At 63.5% G+C, this 18,690-nt stretch carries 15 protein-coding genes; 9 read left to right on the top strand and 6 right to left on the bottom strand.

Translation table 11 applies throughout. The features are described from left to right. Positions 1–164: 164 nt before the first annotated feature. Genes aspT through gad form a run of 3 tightly spaced genes read left to right on the top strand, consistent with a single transcriptional unit; the run spans position 165 to position 4,935 of the window. Positions 165–1,856, top strand: a complete 1,692-nt coding sequence (aspT, locus tag AWB80_RS10410) for an aspartate-alanine antiporter (RefSeq protein WP_061174554.1) — start codon at positions 165–167, stop codon at positions 1,854–1,856. Positions 1,857–1,900: 44 nt separating this feature from the next. Next, complete coding sequence (locus tag AWB80_RS10405; protein ID WP_061174553.1) at positions 1,901–3,538, top strand: bifunctional aspartate transaminase/aspartate 4-decarboxylase; 1,638 nt, start codon at positions 1,901–1,903, stop codon at positions 3,536–3,538. Further along, on the top strand, positions 3,538–4,935 hold the full coding sequence (gene gad / locus AWB80_RS10400) for a glutamate decarboxylase (RefSeq protein ID WP_244206461.1): 1,398 nt from the start codon (positions 3,538–3,540) through the stop codon (positions 4,933–4,935). Before AWB80_RS10405 ends, gad begins: the two co-directional genes overlap by 1 nt. A gap of 54 nt (positions 4,936–4,989) precedes the next feature. Here gad and AWB80_RS10395 read toward each other — a convergent pair whose 3' ends face one another. Next, positions 4,990–6,165 (bottom strand): porin, encoded by a 1,176-nt coding sequence (locus AWB80_RS10395; RefSeq protein WP_061174668.1) that lies wholly within the window; start codon positions 6,163–6,165, stop codon positions 4,990–4,992. 212 nt (positions 6,166–6,377) lie between these two features. On the opposite strand from AWB80_RS10395, the gene AWB80_RS10390 reads away from it, so the two are divergent. Continuing rightward, positions 6,378–6,746: a nuclear transport factor 2 family protein gene (locus tag AWB80_RS10390; RefSeq protein WP_061174552.1), complete on the top strand. Its 369-nt coding sequence runs from the start codon at positions 6,378–6,380 to the stop codon at positions 6,744–6,746. 10 nt (positions 6,747–6,756) lie between these two features. Here AWB80_RS10390 and AWB80_RS10385 read toward each other — a convergent pair whose 3' ends face one another. The 3 genes from AWB80_RS10385 to AWB80_RS10375 all read right to left on the bottom strand — a co-directional run bounded on the left by AWB80_RS10385 (position 6,757) and on the right by AWB80_RS10375 (position 10,587). Continuing rightward, positions 6,757–7,872: a succinylglutamate desuccinylase/aspartoacylase family protein gene (locus AWB80_RS10385; protein ID WP_061174551.1), complete on the bottom strand. Its 1,116-nt coding sequence runs from the start codon at positions 7,870–7,872 to the stop codon at positions 6,757–6,759. Positions 7,873–8,063: 191 nt separating this feature from the next. Beyond that, positions 8,064–8,858, bottom strand: coding sequence for an ABC transporter substrate-binding protein (locus tag AWB80_RS10380; protein WP_061174550.1), 795 nt, complete (start codon positions 8,856–8,858; stop codon positions 8,064–8,066). Positions 8,859–9,060: 202 nt separating this feature from the next. Then, the gene (locus AWB80_RS10375; protein ID WP_096031972.1) at positions 9,061–10,587 is read right to left on the bottom strand and encodes an MDR family MFS transporter; all 1,527 of its coding nucleotides are present in this window, start codon (positions 10,585–10,587) and stop codon (positions 9,061–9,063) included. A 123-nt stretch (positions 10,588–10,710) separates the two neighbouring features. Here AWB80_RS10375 and AWB80_RS10370 point away from each other — a divergent pair, with 123 nt between their 5' ends. Then, positions 10,711–11,400 (top strand): TetR/AcrR family transcriptional regulator, encoded by a 690-nt coding sequence (locus tag AWB80_RS10370; RefSeq protein ID WP_061174549.1) that lies wholly within the window; start codon positions 10,711–10,713, stop codon positions 11,398–11,400. Between the two features lie 96 nt (positions 11,401–11,496). Then, positions 11,497–12,393 carry a hypothetical protein gene (locus AWB80_RS10365; RefSeq protein ID WP_061174548.1) on the top strand — a complete coding sequence of 299 codons (897 nt, stop codon included), beginning with the start codon at positions 11,497–11,499 and terminating at the stop codon, positions 12,391–12,393. Here the strand turns inward: AWB80_RS10365 and AWB80_RS10360 are convergent. Continuing rightward, on the bottom strand, positions 12,383–13,117 hold the full coding sequence (locus AWB80_RS10360) for a TetR/AcrR family transcriptional regulator (protein ID WP_061174547.1): 735 nt from the start codon (positions 13,115–13,117) through the stop codon (positions 12,383–12,385). The genes AWB80_RS10365 and AWB80_RS10360 overlap by 11 nt on opposite strands. A 174-nt stretch (positions 13,118–13,291) precedes the next feature. Here AWB80_RS10360 and AWB80_RS10355 point away from each other — a divergent pair, with 174 nt between their 5' ends. The 3 genes from AWB80_RS10355 to AWB80_RS10345 are packed head-to-tail and all read left to right on the top strand — an operon-like array spanning position 13,292 to position 18,101. After that, positions 13,292–14,473 carry an isovaleryl-CoA dehydrogenase gene (locus AWB80_RS10355; RefSeq protein ID WP_061174546.1) on the top strand — a complete coding sequence of 394 codons (1,182 nt, stop codon included), beginning with the start codon at positions 13,292–13,294 and terminating at the stop codon, positions 14,471–14,473. A gap of 11 nt (positions 14,474–14,484) precedes the next feature. Continuing rightward, on the top strand, positions 14,485–16,092 hold the full coding sequence (locus tag AWB80_RS10350) for a carboxyl transferase domain-containing protein (protein ID WP_061174545.1): 1,608 nt from the start codon (positions 14,485–14,487) through the stop codon (positions 16,090–16,092). Between the two features lie 5 nt (positions 16,093–16,097). Then, positions 16,098–18,101 carry an acetyl/propionyl/methylcrotonyl-CoA carboxylase subunit alpha gene (locus tag AWB80_RS10345; protein WP_061174544.1) on the top strand — a complete coding sequence of 668 codons (2,004 nt, stop codon included), beginning with the start codon at positions 16,098–16,100 and terminating at the stop codon, positions 18,099–18,101. Here the strand turns inward: AWB80_RS10345 and AWB80_RS10340 are convergent. Further along, positions 18,091–18,618 carry an OmpA family protein gene (locus AWB80_RS10340; protein WP_061174543.1) on the bottom strand — a complete coding sequence of 176 codons (528 nt, stop codon included), beginning with the start codon at positions 18,616–18,618 and terminating at the stop codon, positions 18,091–18,093. The two genes, AWB80_RS10345 and AWB80_RS10340, sit on opposite strands and share 11 nt — an antisense overlap. Between the last annotated feature and the right edge of the window lie 72 nt (positions 18,619–18,690).

The following is an 18,690-nucleotide window of genomic DNA, read 5'->3' as shown; positions in this document are numbered from 1 at the left end:
TGCTGAGCGAGTGTGCTGAGGTATCGTAGGATTTGGTTCATCTGATTCGGTAAACGAAGGAAAGTGATTCGACTGGTGAAATAAACCATTTCATTAATCGATTAGGATCACGAATCGTAATGCCATCCTTCACGGTAACAGCAGATTATTGCAAAGGAGTACCTATGACATGGCTAACAGCAACATTGCGAAGTTACCCTGAAATCGCCATTTTCCTGTCGCTCGGCATTGGTTACTGGGTCGGGGGAAAGAGCTTTCGAGGCTTCAGTCTCGGCGCCGTCACTGCGACACTGCTCGTGGCCATCGTCATCGGGCAGTTGGGCATCGCGATTTCGGCGAACGTCAAATCGGTCTTCTTCCTGATGTTCCTCTTCGCGGTCGGTTACGGCGTCGGCCCGCAGTTCGTGCGCGGCATCGCGAAGGACGGTTTGCCGCAGGCGCTCTTTGCGGTCATCCAGTGCGCGCTTTGTCTCGCGGCGCCTTATGCCGCGGCGAAGATCGCGGGTTACGACGTCGGCTCGGCGGCGGGTCTGTTCGCGGGCTCGCAGACGATCTCAGCATCGATGGGCCTCGCGACCGACGCGATTAATCGCATCGGCCTGCCGCCCGCGCAAGGCAAGGCGCTGCTCGACGCCATGCCGACCGCCTACGCGGTGACCTACATCTTCGGGACGATCGGCTCGGCGCTGATTCTCGCGGCGCTCGGGCCGCGCCTGCTCGGGATCGATCTCGTCGCGGCCTGCAAGGAATACGAGGCAACGCTCGGAGGTGGAAGCGAGCGGGGCGGCGCGGGCCAGGCCTGGCACGAGTTCGAACTGCGCGCGTATCGCGTGGCGGAGCACGGGCGTGCGGCGGGCGTGTCGGTGGCGCAGATCGAGGCGCACGAGCCGTCCGGCGCGCGGCTTTTCATCGAGCGCATCCGGCGTGACGGCGTCATTCAGGACGCGAAAATCGACGACGTGCTGCAATCCGGCGATATCGTCGCGGTTTCCGGGCGGCGCGCGTCGCTCGTCGATCTGCTCGGCGCGTCCGCGATTGAAGTCGACGATGCCGAACTGCTCGCCGTGCCGGTGGAAGGCGTCGACGTGTACGTGACGAGCAAGGCAGTCCACGGCAAGACGCTCGCGGAACTCGCGCACGCGCCCGCCGCGCGCGGCGTCTTCCTGCGCAAGATCAAGCGCGGCGCAACCGAGACGCAGATTCCGGTGCTGCCCAGCACGAAGCTTTATCGAGGCGACACGCTCACGCTCGTCGGCCGCACGCAGGACACGACGGCCGCCGCAAAGAGCCTCGGCGTGCTCGATCGCCCCGCCGATGCCGCCGACATGGCCTTCGTCGGTCTGGCGATTACGCTCGGTGCGTTGATCGGTGCGCTCGTACTGCACGTCGGCGCGATTCCGCTCACGCTTTCGACGGCGGGCGGCGCGCTGATCGCGGGCATCGTGTTCGGCTGGCTGCGCGCGATTCATCCCACTTTCGGCCGTGTTCCCGCGCCGACCATCTGGTTCATGAACTCAGTGGGCCTCAACGTGTTCATCGCGGTGGTGGGCATCTCGGCCGGGCCGGGTTTCGTCGCGGGGCTGCAGAGGCTCGGCGTCAGCCTCTTCCTCTGGGGCATCGTCGCGACGGCGGCGCCGCTCATCATCGGCATGTTCATCGCGAAGTACGTGTTCCGCTTTCATCCCGCGATCCTGCTCGGCATCTGCGCGGGCGCACGCACGACGACGGCCGCGCTCGGCATGATCTGCGACGCCGCGAAGAGCCGGGTGCCAGGCCTCGGCTACACGGTCACGTATGCGGTCGGCAACACGCTGCTCACGATATGGGGAATGGTCATGGTGATGTTGCTCACGTGATCTTTGGATTCCATTGTTTCGATGCACGTTTCTGGAGATGTTGAATGGCAAATACCGATAAATCACGTGCTGATGATCGCGCCGGCCTGGCAGCGCTCAGCCCATTCGAGCTGAAAGACGAACTCATCAAGGCGGCGGGCGGCGGCGCGGTCGAGCGTCCGGCGAATCTTGCGATGCTCAATGCGGGGCGCGGCAATCCGAACTTCCTCGCGACGATTCCGCGGCACGGCTTCTGGCAGCTCGGCCTCTTCGCGATGCGTGAGTCCGAGCGCTCGTTCGCGTACATGCCGGAAGGCGTGGGCGGATTTCCGAAGCGCGAAGGGCTCGAGGAGCGCTTCGAGATTTTCGCGCGTGAGAACAAGGGTGTGCCGGGCATATCCTTCCTGCTCGGTGCGCTCTCCTATGTGCGCGATCAACTCGGCGTGAACGCCGGCGACTTTCTCTATGAGATGTGCGAGGGCATTCTCGGTTCGAACTATCCGGTTCCGGACCGCATGCTGAAGCTTTCGGAGCAGATCGTCGCGCAATATGTGCGGCGCGAGATGATCGGCAAGCATCCGTTCGTCGGCGATTTCGACATCTTCGCGGTCGAAGGCGGCACGGCCGCGATGACCTACATCTTCAATACGCTACGCGAGAACTTCCTTATCGGTCCGGGCGACACCATCGCGCTCGGCACGCCGATCTTCACGCCGTATATCGAGATTCCGCGCCTGAACGATTATCAGCTGAACGTCGTCAATCTGGAAGCGGATGTCGCGAACGGCTGGCAGTACTCGAAGCAGGAACTCGACAAGCTGCGCGACCCGAAGGTGAAGGCGTTCTTCCTGGTCAACCCGAGCAATCCGCCTTCCGTGAAGATGAACACGGAGAGTCTCGAATACATCGCGAGCATCGTGAAGGAACGGCCCGATCTGATCATCCTCACCGATGACGTGTACGGCACCTTCGCCGACGATTTCGTATCGCTGTTCGCGCTGTGCCCGAAGAACACGATCCTCGTCTACTCCTATTCGAAGTACTTCGGCGCGACCGGCTGGCGGCTGGGCGTGATCGCGACGCATCGCGAGAATGTGCTGGACACGCAACTCGCCGCGCTGTCGCAAGCGCAGAGAGCGCGGCTTCACGAGCGCTACGAATCGATCACGACAGCGCCGGACAAGCTCAAGTTCATCGATCGCCTGGTGGCGGACAGCCGGACGGTCGCGCTGAATCATACGGCGGGCCTGTCGACGCCGCAGCAGGTGCAGATGGTGCTGTTCTCGCTTTTCTCGCTGATGGACACACCCGACGCGTACAAGAACGCGCTCAAGCGCCTGATCCGCAGCCGCAAACAGGTGCTCTATCGCGAGATCGGCATTGCGCCCGAAGCCATCGATGAAAACGAGGTCGACTACTACACGATCCTCGACATGGAATATCTCGGCGAGCGCGGGCATGGCCGCGAACTGGTGGACTGGATCATCGAGAACACCGAGCCTTCGGAGATTCTCTTCAAACTCGCGAAGGAAGCGCGCGTGGTGCTGTTGCCGGGACGCGGTTTCGGTACGCCGCATCCTTCGGGGCGCGTGTCGCTCGCCAATCTGAACGAGAGCGACTACGTGCAGATAGGCCGCGCGATCCGCAGGCTGATGGACGAATACATCGCACGCTATCAAAAAGCGAATGGCAAGGAGCATTGATGAACCGACTCAACAATGAAATAGATACGCAATCCGAAATGACGTCGATGTACGACGAGTTCAACATCGAAGTTCCGGAGAACGCATTTCCGCGCCATGGGCTTTCGGCGCGCGCCGCAAGCGCACTGGTCGCGAGCGACGAATGGACGGATACGAATCCGATGCTGAACATGTCGTCGTTCGTGACGACCTTCGCCGAGCCGGAAGCGGTCGAGACCGGGCGGCGCAACATGTTCAAGAACTATATCGATCACGACATGTACCCGCAGCTCTTCGCGATGGAACGCCGCATGGTGCGCTGGCTGCACGAATTGTGGAACGGACCGAAGGATGTCGAACCGTACGGCGCGGCGACCATCGGGTCGTCGGAGGCGTGCATGCTCGCGGGTCTCGCGCACAAGTGGAACTGGCGCCGGAATCGCGAGAAATCAGGTAAGGACGCGTCACACCCGAACATGGTCACGGGCGGCAACGTGCAGATCGTGTGGAAGAAGTTTCTGCGCTATTTCGATGTCGAGCCGCGCATCGTGCCGCTCAAGCCGGGCAATTACCGGCTCACGGCCGAGCATCTCGATCAGTACGTCGACGAAAACACCATCGCGGTGGTCGCGATCGCGGGTCAGACTTTCACCGGCGAGGACGACGACATCCAGGCGATCCACGACTGGCTCGACGCGTACGAGAAGAAAACGGGCGTCTCGATTCCGATGCACATCGACGGCGCATCAGGCGGCTTCGTGAATCCGTTTCTTTATCCCGACTACGAGTGGGATTTTCGCTTGCCGCGCGTGCAGTCGATCAACGCGTCGGGCCACAAGTTCGGACTCACGCCGCCGGGCCTGGGCTGGGTGGTGTTTCGCGAGCGCAAGGTGTTCAACGAAGAGCTGATCTTCTACGTGAACTATCTGGGCGGCGAGATGCCGACGGCGACGCTCAACTTCAGCCGCAACGCCGCGCCGGTCGCGGTCCAGTACTACCAGTTCCTGCGGCTCGGTTTCGACGGCTACAAGCGCGTGATGACGCACACGCTGGCGAACGCCGTGGCGCTGCGTGAAGCGCTCGTGCAGAGCGGCTACTTCAGGATCATGAACGAGACGCAGCGCATTCCCGTCGTTGCGGTAACGCTCGATCCGAGGATCACACGCTTCAACGAGTTCGACGTCTCGAACAAGGTTCGCGAGAAGGGCTGGGTGCTGTCGGCCTATTCGATGCCGGCCGATGCGGAAGAAGTGAGAAGTCTGCGCGTGGTCGTGCGGCCGCACATCAACCACAACGTCGCGATGAATCTCGCGCGCGACATCATCGCGGCGTGCAGGTATCTGGAGGAGCACGGCGGCACGGCGACGGCCCCGAAGCTGCACGCGCAGCCGCACAAGCTTTCCCCGGCCAAGTGCTGAAAAACGCATCGGGCCGCCAAACACGGCCCGATGCGTAACGTTTCGGATGCCGAATCAGAACTTGTGGCGGATGCCGACGCGGAACGCGAGCTGATCGTCCTCGCCCACGCCGGAGGTGCCGAAGTAGCTCGTCGACGAGCCGATCTGCGCCTGGTTTTCCACGCCGCGGTTCGAGCCCGAAGCCTTCTGATAGATGCCGAGCACGTAGACGTCGGTGCGCTTCGAGAGCGCGTAGTCGACGCTCGCGTCGAGCTGATGCCAGTGGCCGCCGAAGTTGCCCGACATGTTCATGTACGTGTAGCCGAGACCCGCCGTCAGCGCGGACGTGAACGCGTACTTGCCGCCGATATCGAACGCGTTCAGCTTGGAGCTCGCGCCCGTGATCGGCGTGAACAGCGTGTTGGTCCACAGGCCGAAGACCGTCGCCGAGCCGAGCGCATAGTTCGCACCGACGCCGAACGTGCGCAGATCCTTCGTGCCGCCCGTCGTGATGTTCGCAACGTTCGTGCTGAACGACGGCGTCGCCGCGCCCGGATAGTGGATGTCGGTGTATGCCGCGCCGATGCCGAACGGACCCGCCTTGTAGTTCAGGCCGAAGCTGTACGCGCGCGACGAACCCGCGACCGTGGTGGTGCCGACGGTCGTGTTCGGCGCGCCCGCGAATGCGCCGGCCTGGTTCGAGAAGCCGTACATCGCGCCGAAGGTCACGCCGTAGAAGCTCGCGCTGCTGAACTTGACCGCGTTGTTGATACGGCTCGACGTCAACTGGTCGACATCGTTGATGTGATAGCCGTAGTTGCCCGCGACCGTTTGGCCGCCGATCGAGTAGTTGCTGCCGAGGTAATCGGTCGAGAACGAGTATTGACGGCCGAAGGTCAGCGAGCCGACGTCGTTCTTGGTGAGACCGACGTACGCCTGACGGCCGAACATCGCGCCGCCCTGGCCGAGCGTGCCGTTGCCGCTGTTGAAGCCGTTTTCAAGGGTGAAGATCGCCTTCAGTCCGCCGCCGAGGTCTTCCGAACCCTTGAGGCCCCAACGGCTGCCTTGCGCGACGCCATCGTCGTACTTCCAGAGGGAATCGCTGCCGCCGGTGCGCGCGGCGTTGTTGGCGTAGCTGATGCCGGCGTCGATGATGCCGTATAGCGTGACGCTGCTTTGCGCGTGAGCGGAGGTGGCGGCGAGGGCGGCAAAGGCGGCGAGCGCGGCGGTCGCCAAGAGATTCTTCTTCAAAACATGCTCCGTGAGTTGGTTCGCGGTGTGGTTGTTGACGGTGTCTGCAGTGCGTCGCGCTCTGACGGCGCGTGGCGGCGACGGGCGCAAATGTAGCGATCGCTGAAGAAAGAAATGTGACAGGGCTTTCAAAGGGCTTGCCGTGTGTCGCGCGTACAACACGGCCGAACGCGCACGGTATGCTTGCGGTTCGATGACACGCGAGCGAAATCATGGACGAGCAAGGAATCCGCGAACTGGAAGCGCGCCTGAAGCAGGCGATGGTGGCGTCGGATGTCGACGCGCTCGATGCGCTATTGGCCGACGACCTCAGCTTCGTCGACGCGACCGGCAAAGTGTGGTCGAAGGCCGACGATCTGAACGGGCATCGCTACGGCATGCAGCGCATCGAGAAACTGGACGTGGAAGATCAGAGCGTGCGCGTGTACGGCAGTTTCGCCGTCACCGTGACGCGTGTGGCGCTTTCCGGAACGTTCGCGGGCGCGCCGTTCGCGGGCAGCTTGCGCTACACGCGAACGTGGGGAGAGGTAGGCGGGACATGGCGCGTCGTGGCCGCGCAGTGCGGCCTCGCGCCGTTCTGACAGATCGTTTTCAGGCCGACAGCAGCGAGCCGGTCCGATAAGCCTTCGCACCCGCGATACGCGCCACTTCCAGCCCGGCCGTCGCGAAGCGCGTGATGTGCCGCGCGTACATTACGCCCGAGGTCGTGCATTTGAGCGTGGTGACGGTATCGGTGAGCGGATCGACGATATCGGCGATGGCTTCGCCCGCTTCGACGAACGCCCCGACCTGCGCGCGGAACACGAGCACGCCGGACGCCGGCGCGACGATCGGTTCGGCGCCCGCGAGCGGCGTCGCGGGGAAGGCGAGCGGCGGCTGCTCCGGCACGGGCGCATCGATCACGCCGCGATGGATCATGTAGTTGACGATCGCCTGCGCGTCCTTCTCCGCGAGTTCATACGACACGTCGTGCTGGCTGCGCAGCTCGACCGTCACCGAGATGCCGCCATTGGGAAGCGGGAAACGCTCGCCGTAACGCTGGCGCAAATCCGACCAGCAGAAGCTGTGAATTTCGTCGAACGGATTGCCGACCGAATTCAGCGCGAGCAGCGACGCCTTCGCGTCGAGGTAGCGCGCGAGCGGCTCCACTTCCGCCCAGATTTCCGGGTTCGTGTAGAGATGCAGCGCGGCATCGAGATCGCAGTGCAGGTCGAGCACGACATCGGCGTCGAAGGAGAGCTTCTGCAACGCGAGGCGTTGCGACTCGAGTTCGGTGTGCGGGGTCTGCTCGTCGAGCGCTTCTTTCATCGCGGCGCGCACGGCGAGCTTGTTCGCGTCGGCGTCCTTGCCGAGGCGCGCCTCGATGCGCGGCGCGATCAGCGCGGCGAGATCGTAGAAATTGCGGTTGAAATTGTGGCCGCTGTTGGTCTCGAAACGGCCCATCAGCGTGCCGTGCAGATGCTGCGAGAGGCCGATCGGATTCGGCACGGGCACGATCACCACTTCGCCACGCAGCTTGCCGGCCGCTTCGAGTTCGGCAAGCTGACGGCGCAGACGCCACGCGACGAGCATGCCGGGCAGCTCGTCCGCGTGCAGCGAGGACTGGATATAGATTTTCTGGCCGCCGCCGGGGCCGTAGTGAAAGCTCGTGATGTTGCGGGAAGTGCCGAGCGTCGGCGAGATCAGGGGATGGATTCTGGTTTGCATGTTGGTCGCGCGCGCGATGCGCGTGTCTTGCCTCTGGGAATTGCCGGGCGCCGCGGTGTCTCCGTCCGTCAGCGTCCTACCGGACGTTCGATCTTAGCCGAAATCGGCGCGCCGGGCGCCCAAAAGCAAAACGGGCTCCGCGCCCTTGAGCGCGGAGCCCGTCCGTCAGCCGGTCAGGGCTAGTGGTCGGCTCAGCCGCCGTACACGTCGAAGTCGAAGTACTTCTTCTCGATCTTCTTGTACGTGCCGTCCTTGATGATGTCGGCGATCGCCTTGTCGATCTTCGCCTTCAGGTCGGTGTCTTCCTTGCGCAGACCGATGCCCGCGCCGTTGCCGAGCGTCTTCGGATCGTCGATGTTCTTGCCGGCGAAGTCGTAGCCAGCGCCGCGCGGCGTCTTCAGGAAGCCGATTTCAGCCTGCACGGCGTCCTGCAGGGCGGCGTCGAGGCGGCCCGAGGTCAGATCGGCATAGACCTGATCCTGGTTCTGGTACGGCGTGACCGTCACGCCCTTCGGCGCCCAGTAGGTCTTCGCGTAGGTTTCCTGGATCGTGCCCTGTTCGACGCCGACGTTCTTGCCTTTCAGGCTGTCAGCCGTCGGCAGGATGTTGCTGCCTTTCTTGGCGACGAGACGCGTCGGCGTGTTGAACAGCTTGCTCGAGAAAGCGATCTGCTCGGCGCGTTGCGGGGTCATCGACATCGACGAGAGCACGCCGTCGAACTTCTTCGCTTTGAGCGCCGGGATCATGCCGTCGAAATCGTTCTCCACCCACACGCATTTCGCCTTCAGGCGCGAGCAGATCTCGTTGCCGAGATCGATGTCGAAACCGACCAGCTTGCCGTCGGAACCTTTCGATTCGAACGGCGGATAGCTTGCGTCGACACCGAAGCGGATCGTCGAATAGTCCTTCGCCTGAGCGGCCGTGACGGCGGTGAGCGACGTGGCGGCGAGAAGGGACATCGTCAGTGCCGCGAGCAGTTTCTTCACTGTTTTAACTCCAGAAGGTGGTCAGTTCAGCCCGGAAGGTCTCGTGTCCGGGCGTCCGGCGCGTCGTTGAGCCGGCGCATGTCATTCGGCGGATCGTGTCCGCGCAGAATCGGCAGAAGGTTACCAAGACAAAATAGTTCGGGAGCTAGTAAAAGCCCCGATAGCAAGGGCTTTAGAGCTTTTCCTCTCTTCGCGCGGCCCTTCAGCGCTTTCGCAACGGATGATCCTTCAGGAACCACGACAGCCCGAACGCGATGAGCGCGATGCACGCGGCGACGAGATAGACCGTGTGCATCGAGCCCGCGAACGCATGCAGATAGTCGTCGTGCAAGGCGGGCGGCAGGTGCGCGACCGCCTGCGGCCCGAGCGACTGCGGCAACTCCGTGCCCGGCGGCATGAGCTTTTCGAGGCGCGAGTGCAGGCTATTCGAAAAGATCGCGCCGAACGCCGCCACGCCGACCGAGCCGCCGATCGAACGGAACAGCGTCGCGCTCGACGTGGCCACGCCCATCAGCCGGAATTCGACGACGTTCTGCACCGCGAGCACGAGCACCTGCATCACCATGCCGAGCCCGAGACCGAGCAGCGCCATGTAGATGTTCATGATGGAGAGCGGCGTGTCGAGGCTGAGCGTCGAGAGCAGCAGCATCGCGATGCTGACGCACGCGGTGCCCGCGATCGGGAAAAAGCGATACTTGCCGATCTTGCTGATGACGCGCCCGCTCACGATCGACGAAAGCAGCACGCCGCCCATCATCGGCGTGATCTGCAGGCCCGCCTGCGATGGCGTCGAGCCTTTCACGACCTGCAGATAGAGCGGCAGGAACGTGACCGCGCCGAACAGCGCGCAGCCTACGATGAAGCCGATCAGACCCGCGAGCACGAAAGTGCGCTCCTTGAAGAGCGAGAGCGGCATGATCGGCTCGGCGGCGATGCGTTCCTCGTAGACGAAGCCGCCGAGGCACACGAGTCCGAGCAGCAGCGTGCCCCACAGTTGCGGCGAGCTCCACGGCAGCAGCGTGCCGCCCTCGCTCGTGAACAGGATGATGCAGGTGAGCGCCGCCGCGAGAAAGCCCGCGCCCATATAGTCCACGCGATGATTCACATGCGCGGTGTGCGGCTTGAAGACGAGCTGGATTACCGCAAGCGCGATCACGCCGAGCGGCAGGTTGATGTAGAAGATCCAGCGCCACGAAAGATGCTCGACGAGAAAGCCGCCGAGCAGCGGACCGACGACCGTGGCCAGCCCGTACACGCCGCCGAAGAGACCCTGGAAGCGGCCGCGTTCGGCGGGCGGGATGACATCGGCGATGGCGGCCATCGTGATGACCATGAGCCCGCCGCCGCCCAGACCTTGCAGCGCGCGCAACGCGATCAGCTGCGTCATGTTCTGCGCGATGCCGCAGAGAATCGAGCCGGCGAGAAAGATCAGGATCGACGCCTGAAGCACGACCTTGCGGCCGAACTGGTCGCCGAACTTGCCGTAGAGCGGCACGACGATGGTCGAGCTGAGCAGATAGGACGTGACGACCCACGAGAGGTTTTCGAGCCCGCCGAGATCGCCGACGATGGTCGGCAACGCGGTGGACACGATGGTCTGATCGAGCGCGCCGAGCAGCATCACGAGCAGAAGCGCCGTGAACAGCAGCCGGATGGGCGGTTTCGATGCGATGCCGGTTTCGTCGGGCGCTTGCTCGCCCGCGACGGCGGTTTGATGCAAAGATGTCATGTCGAGTGTTGGAGCGGTCGAATCCACGACGACCGGGCGACTGGCCCGGCTCGGCACGCGGATTGTAATTAATTAACGTGAAAGTTAATATAGACGAGTCAGCAGACCTCGTCAAATTCTTATATGGCAAACGAAGTGATGGACACGGACGCGGATGCGTCGGGGAGCGCGATGCCGCAGAAGCGGCCCGGCCGCCGGCCCGGGCGGCCGAGCGGGGCGCACGGCGAACAGGCGCGCACGCAACTGCTGGATATCGCGCTTGAACTGTTTGCGCGGCAGGGCATCGGCGAGACGACGCTCGGCGCGATCGCGCGCGAGGCGGGCGTCACACCGGCGATGGTCCATTACTACTTCAAGACGCGCGATCAGTTGCTCGACATGCTGATCGACGAGCGGTTCGTGCCGTTGCGCGCGGAACTCGCGCGCGTGTTCAACGACCCGCATTCCGAGCCGGTCGAAACGCTGCGCGCCTTCGTGGAGACGCTCGTCGCGACGGTCGAAAAGTATCCGTGGTTCGCGGCGCTATGGGTCCGCGAAATGATCAGCGAAGGCGGCCTGCTGCGCCAGCGCATGGCCGAGCGCTTCGGCGACGCGCACCGGGAGCGCGCGGTCGAGCGCATCGCAGGCTGGCAGAAGGAAGGCAAGCTGAACGCGGCGCTGGAGCCGTCGCTCGTGTTCGCATCGCTGTTCGGCCTGGCCGTGTTTCCGCTCGCGACCTCGCGCTGGCGCGGCGAAGGCGAGCACGCGATCGGCGCGGAGCAGCTCGCACGGCACGTGGTCGCGTTGTTGATGAACGGGATTCAGCCGTATTGAGGGCGGAGAGCGTTATCCCGTACGCCGATGCTGCCAATCAGCGCTTCCTGTGCCAGAATCCGCAGGACATACCCATTCGGCGGCCAATCTTCGAATATGTCCGATACGCTCAACACAGTCGAAGCAGATCATGCGATGCGCAACTGGACGTACCGGTCAACGGGGAAAATTCCGGTCGGTTCGGACCTGCACAAGCGGATGTTCTGCGAGATGCTGCTGACGACGCATAACCCGTACAAGCCCGCCGTCATCGACTGGCCGAAGCTCGATCCGGCCGCGTTGAAGCGCGTGATCTCGCTGCCGATCTGGGACATCGCCGTGCAGACGGAAGGGCGTGCGTCGATTCGCGTGGCGACCTACGCGGGCACCGTCGACGATGCGCAATTGCGCGAAGCGCTGCGCATGAACGGCGGCGAGGAGGCGCGTCACAAGCTGGTGCTGTCGAAGCTCGTGGAAGCGTACGGGATCGCGCTTGCGCCCGAGCCGCCATACCCCGCGCCCGCCGATCCGCTGCGCGCGTGGATGCTCACGGGCTACAGCGAGTGCATCGACAGTTTCTTTGCATTCGGTCTGTTCGAGGCGGCGCGGCAGTCCGGATACTTTCCCGAGGCGCTCGTCGAAACCTTCGAGCCGGTCATTCAGGAAGAGGCGCGCCATATTCTTTTCTTCGCGAACTGGGTCGCGTGGTATCGGCGCAATTTGCCGTGGTATCGCAAGCCATGGTTTCTGGCGAAGACCGCGAGCGTGTGGTTTTCGCTGATCCGCGATCGCATCTCGCTCGCGCGCGGTTTCGACAAAAGCGGCGCCGCTCAGGACGCGAATTTTCCCGCGAATGTCAGCGATTCGGTGGCGGGCGAGGTGTCGGTTCGCTCGTTGATCGAACTGTGTCTCACCGAAAACGACCGCCGCATGAGCGGCTACGATGCGCGGCTTTTGCGTCCGGTCACCGTGCCGAAACTCGCGCGCCTCGCGCTGCGCTTCATCAAGAAGTAGGTTTCTCGCGCGCGACGCTCGTTTCGAAGCGCCGCGACGCTTCCTCGACGTCCTGCCGGAACTGCGCGAGCGCCGCCAGTTGGGCGTTCGGCGGTTGCAGCGCCGCCCACAGCACTTCCACCAGTTCGTTCGCCGTCGTCTCGATCTGAGTCTGACTCAGGCGGCGTTTCGCGAGCGTGGCATCCCACAGCACGTGTTCCATCGGACCGAAAACGAGCGAACGCAAGAGGCGCAGCGGCACATCGTTGCGCACGTGTCCGAGCGCCTGGCCGCGCGCGAGCACGTCCATCAGCGGGGCGGTATAGCGGCGCTGCAGTTCCGTCAACGTATCCGACAGATCGTGCTGCTTCGTGCGCCCCTCCGACAGCACGAGCGCGCAAAGCCCGGTGCCGTTCATCAGCATCAGCCGCATATGCGTCCTGACGATGAACGCGAACTGCTGCCGGACCGAGCCGTCGCGCGGGAGACCCGTCTCGAACGCATTGATAATTTCGTCGTACCAATCTGCGATCACGCGCGCGCACAACTCGCGCTTGCCGCTGAAATAGCTGAATACAGTCGCTTCCGAAATGCCCGCGCGCTGCGCGATCTCGGCGCTCGTCGCGGCGTCGTAGCCCTTTTCGGCGAAGACGTCGCGGCCCGCCTGCAGGATGTCTTTCACGCGCTGCTGCGATTTGATCCCGGCGGGCGCGCGGCGGCCGGTGGCGGTGGTTTGCGTCGACATGGGCGAAGGCGTGGCGATGAGCGTTTGAACTAAATGTGAGCGTAGCTCAAAAATCTGTTGACGGCTAGGCGATTTGAGCGTGAAATTGCCCCATCCCATGGTTTGTTGCCCTGTGTGAGTGAAACTCAAATTTCAGGGCGCACCGAAAACATCGCATTTGGAGGAGACGACCCCATGAGCAACGTACCCGGCCTGAATTTCGCATTGGGCGAAGATATCGACATGCTGCGCGATTCGCTCGCCAATTTCGCGGCGAAGGAAATCGCGCCGCGCGCGGGCGAAATCGACCACTCCGACCAGTTCCCGATGGACCTCTGGAAAAAGTTCGGCGACCTCGGCGTGCTCGGCATGACCGTCTCCGAGGAATACGGCGGCGCGAACATGGGCTACACCGCGCACATGGTCGCGATGGAAGAGATCTCGCGCGCGTCGGCCTCGGTGGGACTGTCGTATGGCGCGCATTCGAATCTGTGCGTGAATCAGATTCATCGCAACGGCACGGAAGCGCAAAAGCAGAAGTATCTGCCGAAACTGGTGTCGGGCGAGCATATCGGCGCGCTCGCGATGAGCGAGCCGAACGCGGGTTCCGATGTCGTCAGCATGAAGCTGCGCGCCGAGGAAAAGGGCGATCACTACGTGCTCAACGGCACGAAGATGTGGATCACCAACGGCCCGGACTGCGACACGCTCGTCGTGTACGCGAAGACGGACATCGAAGCCGGTCCGCGCGGCATCACGGCGTTCATCGTCGAGAAGGGCATGAAGGGCTTTTCCGTCGCGCAGAAGCTCGACAAGCTCGGCATGCGCGGCTCGCATACCGGCGAGCTGGTGTTCGAGAACGTCGAAGTGCCGAAGGAGAACATTCTCGGTCAACTGAACGGCGGCACGAAGGTGCTGATGAGCGGCCTCGACTACGAGCGCGCGGTGCTCGCGGGCGGCCCGACCGGCATCATGCTCGCGTGCATGGATGCGATCGTGCCGTACATCCACGACCGCAAGCAGTTCGGCCAGGCGATCGGCGAATTCCAGTTGATTCAAGGCAAGGTCGCCGACATGTACTCGACGCTGCAAGCCTGCCGCGCGTATCTCTACGCGGTCGGCCGCCAGCTCGACACGCTCGGCTCGGGCCACGTGCGTCAGGTGCGCAAGGATTGCGCGGGCGTCATTCTCTACACCGCCGAAAAGGCGACGTGGATGGCCGGCGAAGCGATTCAGGTTCTCGGCGGCAATGGCTACATCAACGAGTATCCGGTCGGCCGTCTGTGGCGCGACGCGAAGCTCTATGAGATCGGCGCGGGCACGAGCGAGATCCGCCGCATGCTGATCGGCCGCGAACTGTTTGCCGAGACGGCTTGAGGGCGCGCGACATGGCGATCATCGAATCGAAACTGAATCCGCGCGGCGAAGAATTCCGCACCAACGTGCAAGCGCTCGACGCGCTCGTCGCGGACCTCAAAGAGAAAATCGCGAAGATCGCGGAAGGCGGCGGACAGGCCGCGCGCGATCGGCACGTGTCGCGCAACAAGCTGTTGCCGCGTGATCGCATCGCGCAACTGCTCGATCCGGGCACGCCGTTTCTCGAACTGTCGCAACTCGCGGCGTACGGCATGTACAACGACGACGCGCCGGGCGCGGGCATCATCACGGGCATCGGGCGCATCGCCGGGCAGGAGTGCGTCGTCGTGTGCAACGACGCGACCGTAAAGGGCGGCACGTACTATCCCGTCACTGTGAAGAAGCATTTGCGCGCGCAGGAAATCGCCGAGCAGAACCGCCTGCCGTGCGTGTATCTCGTCGATTCGGGCGGCGCGAACCTGCCGAATCAGGACGACGTGTTTCCCGACCGCGATCACTTCGGCCGCATCTTCTACAACCAGGCGAATCTTTCGGCGCAGGGCATCGCGCAGATCGCGGTGGTGATGGGCTCGTGCACCGCGGGCGGCGCATACGTGCCCGCGATGAGCGATGAATCGATTATCGTGAAGAATCAAGGCACGATCTTTCTGGGCGGCCCGCCGCTGGTCAAGGCGGCGACGGGCGAAGAAGTCAGCGCCGAGGATCTCGGCGGCGGCGACGTGCATACGCGTCTGTCCGGCGTCGTCGATCATCTCGCGCAGAACGACGCGCACGCGCTCGGTATTGCGCGCAGCATCGTCGGCAATCTGAATCGCGTGAAGACGCCGACGCTCGCATTGAAAGAGCCGCTGCCGCCGCGCTACGACCCGCAGAGCGTCTACGGCGTGATTCCCGTCGATACGCGCAAGCCCTTCGACGTGCGCGAAGTGATCGCGCGCATCGTCGACGATTCCGCTTTCGACGAGTTCAAGGCGCGCTACGGCACCACGCTCGTTTGCGGCTTCGCTCATATCTGGGGGCATCCGGTCGGCATCGTCGCGAACAACGGCATTCTGTTCAGCGAGTCGGCGCTCAAGGGCGCGCATTTTATCGAACTGTGCGCGCAACGCAAGATTCCGCTGGTGTTCCTGCAGAACATCACGGGCTTCATGGTCGGCCGCAAGTACGAAAACGAAGGCATCGCGCGTAACGGCGCGAAGATGGTGACGGCGGTTGCGACCGCGAAGGTGCCGAAGTTCACGGTGATCATCGGCGGCTCGTTCGGCGCGGGCAATTACGGCATGTGCGGCCGCGCGTATTCGCCGCGCTTCCTGTGGATGTGGCCGAACGCGCGCATCTCGGTGATGGGCGGCGAGCAGGCCGCATCCGTGCTCGCGACGGTGCGGCGCGATGGCATCGAGAAGAAGGGCGGCACGTGGTCGAAGGAAGAAGAGGAAGCGTTCAAAGCGCCGATTCGCGATCAATACGAGGCGCAAGGGCATCCGTACTACGCGAGTGCGCGTCTGTGGGATGACGGCGTGATCGATCCCGCTCAGACACGCGACGTGCTCGGTCTCGGCCTCGCCGCGACGATGAACGCACCCATCGAAGACACGCGCTTCGGCGTATTCCGGATGTAAATGCCATGTTCAACAAAATACTCATAGCGAACCGCGGCGAGATCGCGTGCCGCGTCGCGGCGACGGCGAAGCGCCTGAATGTCGGCAGCGTCGCCGTGTATTCCGACGCCGATGCGAAAGCCAAGCACGTCGATGTCTGCGATGAAGCGGTGCATGTCGGCGGCTCGGCGGCATCGGAGAGTTATCTGCGCATCGAGCGCATCGTCGACGCGGCGAAGAAGACCGGCGCGCAGGCTATTCATCCAGGTTACGGATTTCTGTCGGAGAACGAAGCATTTGCGAATGCTTGCGAGAAGGCGGGGCTGGTCTTCATCGGCCCGCCGGTCGAGGCGATCAGCGCGATGGGCTCCAAGGCTGCCGCCAAGGCGTTGATGCAGTCCGCGTCCGTGCCGCTCGTGCCGGGTTATCACGGCGACGATCAGGACCCTTCGCTGCTGCATCGCGAGGCGGATCGCATCGGCTATCCGGTGCTGCTGAAGGCGAGCGCGGGCGGCGGTGGCAAGGGCATGCGCGTCGTCGAGAAGAGCGAGGATTTCGCGGCGGCGCTCGCGTCGTGCAAGCGCGAGGCGGCGTCGAGTTTCGGCAATGATCGCGTGCTGATCGAGAAGTATCTGTTGCGCCCGCGTCACGTCGAAGTGCAGGTTTTCGCCGACAAACACGGCAACGCGGTCTATCTGTTCGATCGCGACTGCTCGGTGCAGCGTCGCCATCAGAAGGTGCTGGAAGAAGCGCCCGCGCCCGGCCTTCACGATGAAACCCGCCGCGCGATGGGCGAAGCCGCCGTAGCCGCCGCGCGCGCGGTGAATTACGTCGGTGCAGGCACGGTCGAATTCATCATGACGCAGGACGGCCAGTTCTACTTCATGGAGATGAACACGCGCCTGCAGGTCGAGCATCCGGTGACGGAGATGGTCACGGGACTCGATCTCGTCGAATGGCAATTGCGCGTGGCGGCGGGCGAACCCTTGCCGCTGAAGCAGGACGAGCTGAAGGTCAACGGCCACGCGATCGAAGCGCGCATCTATGCGGAGAACCCGTCGCGCGGTTTCCTGCCGTCGACAGGCACGCTCAAGCACGTACGCATGCCACACGCGGTGGAGTTTTCGATCGACGGCGACGTGCGCGTGGACAGCGGCGTGCGGCAGGGCGACGCGATCACGCCATTCTACGATCCGATGATCGCGAAGCTGAACGTGCACGGCAGCGATCGCCGCGATGCGCTGGCGCGCATGGCGCGGGCGCTGGCGGAATGCGAGATCGTCGGGCTGTCTACGAATGTCGAGTTCCTGCAACGGATTGTGAAGAGCGAGCCGTTCAGCGCGGGCGATCTCGACACCGGCCTGATCGAGCGTCATCACGACGCGCTGTTCGCGCCGACCCACGTGTCGCGCAAGAAGGCGCTCGCGCTTGCGTGCGCGGCGTTACTCACGCGCGAGGGCGGTGAGGCGCATGGCCATTCGCCGTGGGATGCGTTGTCGCACTGGCGCATGGCGGGCGGTTATAGCCAGGATCTGAACTGGCGCGCGCTCGACACCGACGAAACGCTGAAGGTCGTGTTCACGAAAAACGGCGAAAAGCGCTTGCGGCTCGATGACGAAAGCGCGCGCTTCGACTGGTCGCACAGCGGCGAGACGTCCTTCGCGGTCCAGCTCGACGACGCGCTGATCAAAGGCCATGTCTTCACCGATGGCGACGTCTTCCACGTCTTTCACGAAGGCGCGGCGTTCCAGTTCGAGTGGCAGAACCTGATGGCCCACGCGGGCGATGCCGAGCACGAAGGGCGTCTCACCGCGCCGATGCCCGGCAAGGTGATCGCGGTGCTCGTGCAGACGGGCGCATCGGTCGAGAAGGGCGCGCCGCTGATGGTGATGGAGGCGATGAAGATGGAGCACACGATCGTGGCGCCGGCCACGGGCACGATCGGCGAGATTCTGTTCGAGGTCGGCGATCAGGTTGCCGACGGCTCGCAGTTGCTCGTGCTGGAAGTCCAGCAGGCGGCTAGCGCCTGACCTTCGCGGGCGCGCCGAGCAGCGTTTCTTCGCTTTCGGCGCGCACCAGAATCTCCACGCGCCGGTTCGCTGCGCGCCCCGCGCGCGTGTCGTTGCCGGCGATCGGCCGCAGGTAGGCCATGCCTTTGGTCGTGATGCGCTCGGCGGGCACGCCGCGCGCGATCAGCGCATGCGCGACCGACTCGGCGCGCGCCGACGACAACGCGCGGTTATAGGCGAGCGACCCTTCGTTGTCGGTGTGCCCTTCGATCAGAATGGGCCGCATGCTGCGCTTCAACACCTGCGCCGTGCGATCGAGCAGCGGCGAATGGCCTGTGCGGATCGTCGATTCATCGCTATCGAAAAGCGGCGACTCGGGCAGCCGCATCTCCACGCCACCTTTGACCGGCAGCATCGTGATGCCGTACTGCGCGTTCAGTTGATCTTCCTTCGCGCGGTTGAGTCCGGTCGAACACCCCGCAAGCAGCGCGAGCGACAGACACGCGACGCTCGTCGCCCGCAAACCTTTGTCCTTCATTGAAAATCCCTGCGTTGATGCCGATGCTCGATTATAGGGAGCGCGAAACATATCGTTGTAAAGAACATTGTC

The sequence above is a fragment of the Caballeronia pedi genome, from assembly GCF_001544915.2.
GTDB classification, from domain to species: domain Bacteria; phylum Pseudomonadota; class Gammaproteobacteria; order Burkholderiales; family Burkholderiaceae; genus Caballeronia; species Caballeronia pedi.
The sequence above is the reverse complement of the archived record's forward strand: the minus strand, read 5'-3'. Positions and strand labels throughout refer to the sequence as shown.